This window comes from Microbacterium sp. NPDC079176, from assembly GCF_040686675.1.
Taxonomy (GTDB): Bacteria; Actinomycetota; Actinomycetes; order Actinomycetales; family Microbacteriaceae; genus Microbacterium.
In genome coordinates this window covers 159,016-170,575 of the sequence record NZ_JBFBLM010000003.1, presented here as the reverse complement: position 1 = coordinate 170,575, position 11,560 = coordinate 159,016, and the positions used below count along the sequence as shown (strand labels likewise).

Annotated in this window: 13 protein-coding genes; 1 reads left to right on the top strand and 12 read right to left on the bottom strand. The window is 64.8% G+C overall.

The genetic code is table 11. The features are described from left to right. The first annotated feature begins 133 nt into the window (after window positions 1–133). Entirely contained in the window at window positions 134–1,357 is a 1,224-nt protein-coding gene (locus AB0P11_RS08185; RefSeq protein WP_363521163.1) for a hypothetical protein, read from the top strand. 33 nt (window positions 1,358–1,390) lie between these two features. On the opposite strand, the gene AB0P11_RS08180 is transcribed toward AB0P11_RS08185, so the two are convergent. The 12 genes from AB0P11_RS08180 to AB0P11_RS08125 all read right to left on the bottom strand — a co-directional run bounded on the left by AB0P11_RS08180 (window position 1,391) and on the right by AB0P11_RS08125 (window position 11,489). Next, window positions 1,391–1,891, bottom strand: coding sequence for a hypothetical protein (locus tag AB0P11_RS08180; RefSeq protein WP_363521160.1), 501 nt, complete (start codon window positions 1,889–1,891; stop codon window positions 1,391–1,393). Window positions 1,892–2,010: 119 nt separating this feature from the next. Beyond that, complete coding sequence (locus AB0P11_RS08175) at window positions 2,011–2,598, bottom strand: hypothetical protein (protein WP_363521157.1); 588 nt, start codon at window positions 2,596–2,598, stop codon at window positions 2,011–2,013. Window positions 2,599–2,649: 51 nt separating this feature from the next. Beyond that, window positions 2,650–2,808, bottom strand: a complete 159-nt coding sequence (locus AB0P11_RS08170; protein WP_363521154.1) for a hypothetical protein — start codon at window positions 2,806–2,808, stop codon at window positions 2,650–2,652. Window positions 2,809–3,021: 213 nt separating this feature from the next. Continuing rightward, window positions 3,022–3,522 (bottom strand): hypothetical protein, encoded by a 501-nt coding sequence (locus AB0P11_RS08165; RefSeq protein WP_363521151.1) that lies wholly within the window; start codon window positions 3,520–3,522, stop codon window positions 3,022–3,024. A gap of 266 nt (window positions 3,523–3,788) precedes the next feature. Continuing rightward, complete coding sequence (locus AB0P11_RS08160) at window positions 3,789–4,451, bottom strand: VanZ family protein (protein WP_056279707.1); 663 nt, start codon at window positions 4,449–4,451, stop codon at window positions 3,789–3,791. Between the two features lie 183 nt (window positions 4,452–4,634). Then, window positions 4,635–5,825 carry an elongation factor Tu gene (gene tuf, locus AB0P11_RS08155; protein WP_053097508.1) on the bottom strand — a complete coding sequence of 397 codons (1,191 nt, stop codon included), beginning with the start codon at window positions 5,823–5,825 and terminating at the stop codon, window positions 4,635–4,637. Between the two features lie 148 nt (window positions 5,826–5,973). Next, window positions 5,974–8,094 carry an elongation factor G gene (fusA, locus tag AB0P11_RS08150; protein WP_053097509.1) on the bottom strand — a complete coding sequence of 707 codons (2,121 nt, stop codon included), beginning with the start codon at window positions 8,092–8,094 and terminating at the stop codon, window positions 5,974–5,976. An 85-nt stretch (window positions 8,095–8,179) separates the two neighbouring features. Beyond that, complete coding sequence (gene rpsG, locus AB0P11_RS08145) at window positions 8,180–8,650, bottom strand: 30S ribosomal protein S7 (protein ID WP_050722490.1); 471 nt, start codon at window positions 8,648–8,650, stop codon at window positions 8,180–8,182. Window positions 8,651–8,655: 5 nt separating this feature from the next. After that, a complete protein-coding gene (rpsL, locus tag AB0P11_RS08140) occupies window positions 8,656–9,024 on the bottom strand; it encodes a 30S ribosomal protein S12 (protein WP_013584051.1) in 369 nt (122 codons plus the stop codon). Window positions 9,025–9,244: 220 nt separating this feature from the next. After that, window positions 9,245–9,892: a hypothetical protein gene (locus AB0P11_RS08135; protein WP_053099216.1), complete on the bottom strand. Its 648-nt coding sequence runs from the start codon at window positions 9,890–9,892 to the stop codon at window positions 9,245–9,247. A gap of 59 nt (window positions 9,893–9,951) precedes the next feature. Continuing rightward, a complete protein-coding gene (locus tag AB0P11_RS08130; RefSeq protein WP_363521144.1) occupies window positions 9,952–10,443 on the bottom strand; it encodes a hypothetical protein in 492 nt (163 codons plus the stop codon). Window positions 10,444–10,451: 8 nt separating this feature from the next. After that, window positions 10,452–11,489 (bottom strand): ABC transporter, encoded by a 1,038-nt coding sequence (locus tag AB0P11_RS08125; RefSeq protein WP_363521141.1) that lies wholly within the window; start codon window positions 11,487–11,489, stop codon window positions 10,452–10,454. Window positions 11,490–11,560: the final 71 nt, after the last annotated feature.

Below are 11,560 nucleotides of genomic sequence, written 5' to 3'. Positions count from 1 at the left end.
TCATCAAACTTCTGGCCATCATATCGCACGGCCCACGTGCTGCCTCGTGGTCGTGAGACACGACACCTGCGCAGACATTCCGCCTGAGTTGACTATAGAATCGGAGGCGCTGATATCGCAGGAGGAGACTGAGATGCCCTCGGTGCGCGACAACGAGGATGAGCTCGCTGAGGAGTTCACCGTATCCAGCCCCAACCCATTGGCGCGCTCACTGTTGAAGGTGAGCGCGGTGGGCCCGAGCGCACATGTCAACGTGACATTGCTTGACTTTAACCCTGCGGCGATGTTCGCCGGCGTTAAGACCGCGCTGGAGACCGCCGTACTCATCGGCGAAGTCACCCACCGCCCCATCAGGATTGTCCTGCTGCGCCCGACGGGACTGCTGGGCGACGACCGCGCGCAGTTCGTCAAGGAACGACGCAGCGCTCTCGAGAGGGCGTTCCCGGAGACCGAATGGTCGATCGTGTGCGACGACGAGCTCACGAGCCTCACCTTTGGCACCGACGATATCTGGGTCGCCACGCACTGGATGACCGCTCATGCACTGGATCTCGCCTCACGCGTCGGTGCGATCGACCTCCACCGCGTCATCTATCTCGTCCAGGACTACGAGCCCGACCACTTCGCAGGTGACAGAGACCGCCCTGCTGCGGAATCCACTTACCGGGCGGGATTTGTGTTGCTGGTCAACTCGCGCCAGGTAGCCGCTTTCCTGAGGGGGCACGGCGTCGACGTCAACGACGAGCATGTGTTCGCCCCCCAGTTCGATTCGCGGTATCTGCGAACTGTAGCCTCGCGGCGCTCGACTGAGACCGTACCGCTGATCTTCTTCTATGGGCGCCCTTCGACCCCGCGCAACATGTTCGGACTCGGCATCGAAACACTTCGACGCGCGGCCAGCGAGTTCGCACGTCGCGGCAACGAGGTCGAGTTCGTGATGGCCGGCGAAAGCGGCCCCGATATCGACCTCGCTAATGGATTCACGTTGCGTAATCTCGGCGTGCTCGAGCGCACGGCCTACTTCGATGAGATCGCGCGAGTCGACGTCGGCCTGACGCTACAGGCAACGCCGCATCCCAGCCATCTTCCGTTCGATCTTGCAATCTCCGGCGCGTTCGCCGTTACCAATGAAGTCGACGGCTCTCGTAACCAAATGCATCCCCGAATCGTGGCCACGTCTTCAACACCAGAGGCGTTGAGTACCCTCCTCGTCGCGATGGTCGACAGGGCGCGAAATGGCGCGCGCGTGCCCATCGGGTATCTACCGGTGAGAGACGGGCAACTCGGGTCATCGCTTCGAAACGCCGTGGTTGCCACGACCAGGGATGCCGGCATGGCTCCGATGTCGCGCCATTAACTGCACCGCTGAGCGCTCGTCTTGGCACGAGCGCTAGGCTTCAGCGACTCTGCCCAGGAATCTCTCCACCGTCTGTCCGATCACGATATCCGGGTGCAGTTCATCCACTAGATCCCAGTCGACGTCCGGTCCCCAGTGGAAGTGGAACTCGCTGAAGAAGTACTTTCCCCACCAGGAGAGCAGGCCGGGGAAGTCGCCGATGCTGAAGAACGAGTTGCCGAAGACGAGGACCTTGATCTCACTCGGCGCTGTGGCGTTGACCCACCTGAACCGCCGCCCGATCGATCCTTTCGGTGGGAAGTGCTTCTCGACCATCGTGAGTCCCGCACCGTATGCGGAGACTTGTGCCTCGCTCGGCTCGACGATCCGTGAATGGATGGGCAGCCCAAAGCGCTCAGTGAGGTCACCAGCGGCGTAGCGAACCTCATCCATACGGATGGCGTTGATGACCGGCACCAGTTGCGAGTCGATCCGCGCCGCTATGTGGGCGAACACACTTTGTGCTCCGGTCGCTGACAGATGCGTGTCGGCCATGAGGTACGGGTCGTCTACGTAGGACCGCTGCTCGAACGGCTCGAGGCCGCTGATGTAGAAGTCGTCACCCGATAGCCTGCTCTCAAGCTCTCGGAACAGAGGACTGGGCCCACCGATCTTCAGGGGGGGGCGTCAGCCCGGAGAATGGTCAACTTTTCTGGCAGAACCGTCTGCAGATATTTGATCCCACGCGCCTCACATTGGTCTCGTCGCTGCGCGAACACGCCTGCCCACCGGTCTACGAGGGAGTTGAGTGTGTCATCAACGGGCGCTTGATACTGCGAAAGCAGGGAGTTGCTCCCGTCCGCGAGGAAGAGATGCCCGCGCAGACCGACCAATGCTGAATTATCTGGCGACCGCAAACCTATAGGCAGAAGGTTGGCGACTGCCTGATTCAGGACGGCGGCGCCATTGGCTGTGATACGCATCGCTGCCTCCCTGCCACCGCAGAAAGCTTTCACCACCAGTCTGCCGGATAGCACGTCGGCTGCGGTGAACGGTCGGGAACAGTGGAGCAAGAACGTGGTGTCTTGGCTCGTGATCTTCAGCAGGTCATCACGATTACCGCTCGGACGGGCTTCTCCCACGCGGTCATCGTCGAAGAGTGCGACCACGCGAACATCCCGGTTGTCTTCCGCGTCCCTGTCGAACACCCACCCACTGATGGTCTGGTTGTCGAAGTCGAAGCGTTCCGCATAACCGTGCACCCGCACGACTGTAGCGAACAAGCCATCGTACGAACACGCGAAGCGCCGGGTCTAGCGCTTCGGAACCGTCGGCAGAAAACGCTCGATGCCCTGCGCGATCACGACGTCGGGCATGTCCTCACGAACTGCGTCATCCGACACTTCGGGTGTCCACACGAACTTCGACTCTCGGAACACGCGCATGAACCACCAGGAGAGGCGGTCCTCCATCGGTGCGACCTGAGTGTATGAGTTGCCGAAGATCAGGACACGCTGATCGATCAGCGGATCATCGCACCGCCAGGACGAACGCTTCGGCGTCGCGTCGTCGTGGTAGTCCAGCTTCGTCAGTCGTCTCCCAAATGTCAGGGACTCTGGGTCCGGAGCAGGCGCGAACTCCGCCACGCCCTGCCCGAGTAGATGGTTCCCGAGGTCAGATTCAATTTACGCCGACGCCGTGAGCGGAACCTCTCGGACTTCCGCTGCCGCCTGAGGGTCGATCCGTTCGAGGAGGTCGACGGTGAGCGCTCGTGTTCCCGCTGGCGTCCAATGGCTGCCTGTTCGAGGCCACATCCGGTCGTTCGAAGCGTCTCCGTCCAGCACAGAGAACGCGTCCACATACCAGCCGCGGTCGACGGACAGCTCCCGATTGATGCCTGAAAGGGCTGCAGTCGGCCCGTCGATGTGCCGGTACTCAGGAGGCAGCAGATGCGGGTAGAGCGAGCTGTTCTCGGGGATCAGCGTCTGGAAGAACCTCGGCCCCAGCCTGGTGACGCGCTGGTGGCGGTCCCGGATCAGCATCGTCCACGCGTTAGTGACCCTCTCAAGTTCGGCCCGGTGATCCGGCTCATTCCAGCGAGCGTACTGGTCGAGGGCTGAATTTGACCCGCCACGTATAAACAGCTCCCCCATGCTGCCGAGAACGGCAACCTCGTTCTCTGACACGGTTCCGACCGGAAGGAATACCGGAGACATGTGCGCAGGTATGGTCACTCGGCGGTATAGCTCAGGCTTCATGTGATCTCGCATCCTAAGTCGGCAGTCCGAACAGGACTCTGCCGGTCGGGCGACCTCGGCCACCACGACGGCGCCGAGCGACGCCGTCGATTGGTGAGTGCACGGGCACCGACGGTTACGTAGCTAGCCGCTGCTCCACCAACCCCTACCTATAAGCGAGCGCGAGGTGAATACGCCAACGCTTGCTCGGGAACCTAGACCGGGATCCGCACCGTAGGAGCGTCGCCCGTCTCCCAGAAGTCCGCGTCCAAGACGCGGGTCACCGGGTCGGGCTCCTCCGCCCACACCGCAGCCTGCCGTGCGCCCTCGGACGAGCGAGCAGCCGCTCGAGCCTCATTCTGGCGCTGCAGTTCGGCCGCGGCAGCGCGACGCTCCCACAGCTCGCGTTCGATCATGGTGCGATCTCTGGCGTGGATCATCGCCCTCAGGATCATCGCGAGCAGCAGCCCCAGGTACCCGCCGACCGTGTTCGACAGCACGTCGAGAACGGTAGACACGCGCTCGTCCAGGGCGATGCCCTGCGTGAACTCGATCGCTCCGGAGAAAGCCGGCAGCAGGAAGATCGCGAGCCACCAGGCCTTGCGCGCGAGCGCGAGTCCGAGCAGGAATCCGAGCGGCACGAACATGCCGATGTTGGCGACGAACTCCAGCTCGTTGTAGCCGAACCGCTCGGGCACCCCGAGGTTGTGCAGTGCGCGGAGCACGCGCCCGGCGATGCTGTCGAACTCGAGCTGCTCGGGCTGCGGCCACATCGTCACCAGCAGCACGAAGGCGGAGTAGACGATGAGCAGCAGCGTCGAGATCCACAGCCGGGCATGGCTTCGCGGAGGCGGCGGTCCCACGTGGATCTGTGTCATGGTCGCGTTCCTCTCATGCCCGGGGCCGGGCGACGACGCCTGCGGACAGACTCGGGCCATGCTATCGATCGTCGATCGCGTCTCGCCGCGAAGTCACCGAGAAACCGCCCCGAGGCCCACTACCCCGGGTACGACACAGGGGCCGGACCCGAAGGCCCGACCCCTGTGCGAGAAAGCAGATGCTTACTTGATGATCTTCGTGACCGTACCGGCGCCGACGGTGCGTCCACCCTCACGGATGGCGAAGCCGAGGCCCTCCTCCATGGCGATCGGCTGGATCAGCTCGACCGTCACGTCGGTGGTGTCGCCGGGCATGACCATCTCGGTGCCCTCGGGCAGCGTGATGACGCCGGTGACGTCGGTGGTGCGGAAGTAGAACTGCGGGCGGTAGTTCGTGTAGAACGGGTTGTGACGCCCACCCTCATCCTTGGACAGGATGTACGCGGTACCGGCGAAGTCGGTGTGCGGCGTGACCGAACCCGGCTTGACGATGACCTGACCGCGCTCGACGTCCTCACGCTTCGTGCCACGGAGCAGGAGACCACAGTTCTCGCCGGCCCATGCCTCGTCGAGCTGCTTGTGGAACATCTCGATACCCGTGACCGTGGTCTTGACGGTCGGACGGAGTCCGACGATCTCGACCTCGGAGTTGATGGCCAGCGTGCCACGCTCGGCGCGGCCGGTGACGACGGTTCCACGACCGGTGATCGTGAAGACGTCCTCGACGGGCATGAGGAACGGCTTGTCCTTGTCGCGCACGGGGTCGGGAACGTTGTTGTCGACGGCCTCCATGAGGTCGAGGATGGACTGGGTCCACTTCTCGTCACCCTCGAGTGCCTTCAGAGCGGAGACGCGGACGACAGGAGCGTCCTCGGCGAAGCCCTGCGAGGCGAGCAGCTCGGAGACCTCGAGCTCGACGAGCTCCAGGATCTCCTCGTCGTCGACCATGTCGGCCTTGTTCAGTGCGACGAGCAGGTAGGGGACGCCGACCTGCTTGGCGAGCAGCACGTGCTCACGCGTCTGAGCCATCGGGCCGTCGGTGGCGGCGACCACGAGGATCGCGCCGTCCATCTGAGCAGCACCGGTGATCATGTTCTTGACGTAGTCGGCGTGGCCGGGAGCGTCAACGTGCGCGTAGTGGCGCTTCGGGGTCTCGTACTCGATGTGCGAGATGTTGATGGTGATTCCACGCTGGCGCTCTTCCGGCGCCGAGTCGATGGAAGCGAAGTCGCGCTGCACGTTCGTGTCGGAGGGGTACTTGTCAGCAAGCACCTTCGAGATCGCTGCGGAGAGCGTGGTCTTGCCGTGGTCGACGTGACCGATGGTTCCGATGTTGACGTGCGGCTTGGTCCGCTCGAACTTGGCCTTAGCCACTTGGTCCTCCTCAGGACGTCGTGTAGAGGTCACCGGGCACTGGATTGCGACCGGATCTCTACGGGTTAGGTTCTCAGTTTAGTAGAGAGGGAATGTGAAGTTGTAGGGGACCTGGGAGCCGGGCGTGAACCCGGCTCCCAGGAAAGTGTTACTCGCCGCCGCCCTGGTGCTTCTGGACGATCTCGTCGGCCACAGCGCGGGGAACCTCAGCGTAGCTGTTGAACTCCATCGAGTAGACGGCGCGGCCCGAGGTCTTCGAGCGCAGGTCACCGATGTAGCCGAACATCTCGGACAGCGGGACGTGTGCACGGACGACCTTGACGCCTGCGGCGTCCTCCATCGACTGGATCTGGCCACGACGCGAGTTCAGGTCGCCGATGACGTCGCCCATGTACTCCTCGGGAGTACGCACCTCGACCGCCATGAGCGGCTCGAGAAGCGCCGGGTTCGCCCGACGAAGGGCTTCCTTCATGCCCATCGATCCTGCGATCTTGAACGCCATCTCCGAGGAGTCGACGTCGTGAGCAGCACCATCGACGATGGTCGCCTTGACACCCACGATGGGGTATCCGGCGAGCACGCCGACGTTCATCGCGTCCTGGAAGCCGGCATCGATCGAGCCGATGTACTCACGCGGGATGCGACCACCGGTGACCGCGTTGACGAACTCATACGTCTTCTCGTCGTCGAGGTCGAGCGGCTCGATGTTGAACTGGATCTTCGCGAACTGACCCGATCCACCGGTCTGCTTCTTGTGCGTGTAGTCGTACTTCTCGACGCCCTTGCGGATCGTCTCGCGGTACGCCACCTGCGGCTTGCCGACGTTGGCCTCGACGTTGAACTCGCGCTTCATGCGATCGACGAGGATGTCGAGGTGCAGCTCGCCCATGCCCTTGATGGTCGTCTGACCGGTCTCGGGGTTGAGCTCCGTGCGGAAGGTCGGGTCCTCTTCAGCGAGCTTCTGGATGGCGACACCCAGCTTCTCCTGGTCGGCCTTGGTCTTCGGCTCGATCGCGACCTCGATGACGGGCTCGGGGAACGTCATCGACTCGAGGACGACCGGCGAGGCCGGGTCGGTGAGGGTGTCACCGGTGGTGGTGTCCTTCAGACCGATGACGGCGTAGATGTTGCCGGCGGTGACCGAGGGAACCGGGATCTCCTTGTTGGCGTGCATCTGGAAGATCTTCCCGATGCGCTCCTTCTTGCCCTTGGTCGAGTTGATGACCGCAGCGCCGGAGTCGAGCTGTCCCGAGTAGACGCGGACGTAGGTCAGGCGACCGAAGAACGGGTGCACGGCGACCTTGAACGCGAGAGCCGCGAACGGGTCCTTCGCGTCGGGGTGACGCTCGATGATCGTGTCGTAGTCCTTGGGGTCGTGCGCCTCGATCGAACCCACGTCGAGCGGGTTCGGGAGGTAGTCGACGACGGCATCCAGCATCGGCTGCACGCCACGGTTCTTGAACGCGGAACCGCAGAGGACCGGGTAGATCTCGGAAGCCACGGTGAGCTTGCGGATCGCGCCCTTGATCTCGGCGACGGTCAGCTCCTCGCCACCGAAGAACTTCTCGAGCAGCGCGTCGTCGGTCTCGGCGACCGTCTCGAGGAGCTGCTGACGGTACTCGTCGGCCTTCTCCTTGAGGTCGGCCGGGATCTCCTGGATCTCGTAGGAGGCACCCATGGTGACGTCACCCTTGGAGTCACCCGCCCAGACGAGCGCGCGCATCTCGACGAGGTCGACGACGCCGATGAAGTCGTTCTCCGCACCGATGGGCAGCTGGATGACCAGCGGCTTGGCGCCGAGGCGGTTGATGATGGTGTCGACGGTGAAGTAGAAGTCCGCGCCGAGCTTGTCCATCTTGTTGACGAAGCAGATGCGGGGGACGTTGTACTTGTCGGCCTGACGCCACACGGTCTCGGACTGGGGCTCGACGCCCTCCTTGCCGTCGAAGACGGCGACAGCACCGTCGAGGACGCGGAGCGAGCGCTCCACCTCGACCGTGAAGTCCACGTGACCGGGGGTGTCGATGATGTTGATCTGGTTCTTGTTCCAGTAGCAGGTCACGGCGGCAGACGTGATCGTGATGCCGCGCTCCTTCTCCTGCTCCATCCAGTCGGTGGTCGAGGCACCGTCGTGGGTCTCGCCGAGCTTGTGGTTGACGCCCGTGTAGAACAGGATGCGCTCGGTCGTGGTGGTCTTGCCAGCATCGATGTGAGCCATGATGCCGATGTTCCGAACCTTGCTCAGGTCGGTGAGCACGTCTTGTGCCACAGGAGTGTCCTTATCTTTTGTGCAGTCGTACTGCGAAGAGGGGGGTGCCCGCCCCCGATGTGTGATCGGGGGCGGGCGAAGCTGTTTACCAGCGGTAGTGAGCGAACGCGCGGTTCGACTCGGCCATCTTGTGCGTGTCCTCGCGGCGCTTGACCGCTGCACCGAGACCGTTCGACGCGTCGAGGATCTCGTTCTGGAGACGCTCGGTCATCGTCTTCTCACGACGACCCTTGGCGTAGCTGACGAGCCAGCGCAGCGCGAGGGTGTTCGCGCGGTGCGGCTTGACCTCGACCGGAACCTGGTAGGTCGAGCCACCGACGCGGCGGCTCTTGACCTCGAGAGTCGGGCGCACGTTGTCGAGCGCCTTCTTCAGAGTGGCGACGGCGTCCTGACCGTTCTTCGCCTCGACGCCACGGAGGGCGTTGTAGACGATCGACTCGGCGAGGGACTTCTTGCCGTCGACCAGGATCTTGTTGACCAGCTGGCTGACGATCGGAGCGCCGTATACCGGGTCGTTGACGACGGGACGCTTGGGGGCGGGACCCTTACGAGGCATTGGACTCAGCCCTTCTTTGCGCCGTAGCGGCTGCGAGCCTGCTTACGGTTCTTGACGGCCTGGGTGTCCAGGGCGCCACGGACGATCTTGTAACGGACACCGGGGAGGTCCTTGACACGGCCTCCACGGACGAGCACCAGCGAGTGCTCCTGGAGGTTGTGACCCTCACCGGGGATGTAGGCGGTGACCTCGGTGCCGTTGCGGAGCTTCACACGAGCGACCTTGCGCATCGCCGAGTTCGGCTTCTTCGGGGTGGTGGTGTAGACGCGGGTGCAGACCCCGGCCTGCTGCGGGTTCGACTTGAGTGCAGGCGCCTTGGTCTTCGAGACCTTGGGCGAGCGACCCTTGCGAACCAACTGCTGAATGGTTGGCACGTTCTCTCCTCATAATGCTGCACGGTGACAGCGTGATGGGTTTCACATCAGTGACCCACCGGCACGCCGGAATCGACGAGCCTTTGTGGTGGTGGGTATGCCGTGGGGGCGGACCGGCATGGTGCCGACGCCCAGCGCGCACGTCGAGACGTGCACACACCTGATCAAGTGTAATGCCGCGTAACGTGGTGGTCAAATGAAGGCCGCTCAGCGGCGGTCGCTAGGCCTGGTCCGAGTCGAACGGGGAGTCGAGCGAATCGGTGAGCTCGGCGAGCAGCGCCTCGATCTGCGGCTCGACATGCTGCGAGATCGCGGCCTGGATGTAGATGCGGTGGCGCAGCAGGATGCCGCATATCTCACGGCCGACCATGTTCGCGTACTCGTCGGCGAGGGCCACCTCCTGTCGCAGCGCCACCTTCGCCTCGTCGCTCAGCGGCGGCAACGGCGGCAGATCGTCGACCGCCTCGTCCGCCAGTCCCGCGATCGTGAAGAGGAACGGCGCACCGGGGACCGGCTCAGGATCGAGCGGGAGTCCGTCGAACTCCGGATCCAGCCCGTCGGCTGGACGGTAGCTGCGCGCCCGGTTCCGTGCGGCCTGCTGGTCGAGCTCGCGCTGGAGCATCGGGAGGTTTCTTGCGGTGTACTCGGCCACGGCATGGTCGACGATCGTCTTGATCCGAGTCGAGAGGCCGTGCTGCACGCCGTGCGGCGTGTTCGAGCCGATGCCCGCCGCCGACAGGATCGGCGAGCCCAGGCAACGCCGACAGGGCGCGACCCGACCACGATGGGTCGCCGGCTCCCAGCGCGGCACCCACCGCAACCAGGCCTCGACGGCCTGGTCGACCTGCGTCTCCAACGAGCGCTCCACACGTAGAGCGTACGGCGCGTGCACCGCTGCTGCCGAGATTTCGTCTCGACGGCGGGGCGTCATTCCTCGTCGTCGCGCTCCCACGGCCACTGCGGCTGCTGCGCGCGCGTGCGGCGCAGCGCGATGCCGCCCCAGGCGGCGATGGCCCCGGCGGCCAACAGCACCGCGCTCGCCCCGCCACGGACGAGATCGCCCGCAACGACCGTCGCGACGATCAGGTCACCGCTCGCGACCGCGACCGCGACCCAGAGGACGACCAGATGCGCGAGCGCCGTGGCCAGCGCGACGGCGGGCGCCGCGAGGAACGACGGATGCGATCGCCGCAGCGACCCCCAGAGCGACAGCGCGAACGCCACCACCGCCGCAAGCATCCCGACCGCTCCCGGCACCTGCCCCAGGCCAGGGACGGCGATGATGTCCCGGTCGGTGGCCACGCTCAGCGCGCCGAGGCCGAACACCGCCAGGGCGAAGAAGCTGATCGCGGCGAGAACCAGAGCCAGGATGGCCGAAACCCCCGGGGACGCGGGTCCACGGGGGTTCGGCGATGACATGTGCGTGATTACCTCGAGAGCGTCGGACCGGCCTCGAGCGTGCGCTCGTACTCACGCTGCGCCTCGGCGTTGAGCTCGGTCTTGCGCGCCCCGCTGCGGGCGACCCACGCGCCGAACCAGATGGTCAGCTCACGGCCGAAGACGAACGCCGCGATGGCGAGCGGGTGGAAGAGCTGGGCTCCGATGAGCTCGCTCCCCTCCCGAGCCGTGAGCAGCCAGAACGGCGCCTCGAAGAGAGCGCCGAGGATGTGTCCGCCGTAGGCGATGAGCCCGACGATGATGCCGAAGACCACCCAGAGACCCCAGCGTCCGCGGTTGATGAACGCTCCGAGAAGCCAGAAGCCGAGGAAGAACACCACGACGGGGACCCAGAAGCCCCAGGTCATCAGCGGAGCGAGAGCCGCTTCGCCGATGTTCTCGCCCGTGATGTCACCCGCGACGGCACGAAGGCCGAGCGTCGCACCCAGGTAGAGGATCGCGAAGGCGACGGTCGCGAGCAGACCGATCGCACCGGCGGTGCCGCGGTTTCCCCGCTCGCGGGGCGGCTCTGGAGCCTGGACGAAGATCGGCTGCTGCTGGACCGGCGCGATGACCGGTTCGGCGGCGGCAGGCTCGGACGGGACGATCCGGGTCTCGGTGTGGTCGGCCGACGAGTACGCGGCTCCGGCGAGAGCGGACTGCTCGTGCGCGACCGGCGGCGTGTAGGCGGGGGGTGCGTCGGCATCCGTGCTGAACGACTTCGTCGTGTCGGCATCCGTGTTCCGCGACGTCGTCGTGTCGTCTGCGTCGAGGTACTTCGGGTCGTTGAGCTCGGGCGTCGCGAAGGTGCCGGGGTGATCCTTCTCGGCGGCTTCGAACGCGGCGAGATCCGGGTCGACGGCGGGCTGGGCAGGTGTCGGAGCCGACGTGTCGTGCGCAGCGTCCGCGGGCGTGCCATGCACGCCTGCACCCGCTGCGGCGGCGGCGTCGAGTCCAGCGTTCGCGCTGTCGACGACGTCGTTGACGTCCTTCGGCCGCTCGGGCTGGGGAACCTCGGGGTCACTCATGGGGGTGCGCCTCTCATCGGATGTGTGCATTGCGAGATTACCGCCGCCCGACCGCACCCCGAGGGAGGCGT

What these genes read in the sequence shown, in the direction of transcription:
- AB0P11_RS08170 (WP_363521154.1), bottom strand. Translation starts at nt 2,808, where the DNA reads ATGGAGGACCGCCTCTCCTGGTGGTTCATGCGCGTGTTCCGAGAGTCG.
- AB0P11_RS08125 (WP_363521141.1), bottom strand. Translation starts at nt 11,489, where the DNA reads ATGAGTGACCCCGAGGTTCCCCAGCCCGAGCGGCCGAAGGACGTCAAC.
- AB0P11_RS08180 (WP_363521160.1), bottom strand. Translation starts at nt 1,891, where the DNA reads ATGGCCGACACGCATCTGTCAGCGACCGGAGCACAAAGTGTGTTCGCC.
- AB0P11_RS08160 (WP_056279707.1), bottom strand. Translation starts at nt 4,451, where the DNA reads ATGACACAGATCCACGTGGGACCGCCGCCTCCGCGAAGCCATGCCCGG.
- AB0P11_RS08185 (WP_363521163.1), top strand. Translation starts at nt 134, where the DNA reads ATGCCCTCGGTGCGCGACAACGAGGATGAGCTCGCTGAGGAGTTCACC.
- AB0P11_RS08130 (WP_363521144.1), bottom strand. Translation starts at nt 10,443, where the DNA reads ATGTCATCGCCGAACCCCCGTGGACCCGCGTCCCCGGGGGTTTCGGCC.
- rpsG (WP_050722490.1), bottom strand. Translation starts at nt 8,650, where the DNA reads ATGCCTCGTAAGGGTCCCGCCCCCAAGCGTCCCGTCGTCAACGACCCG.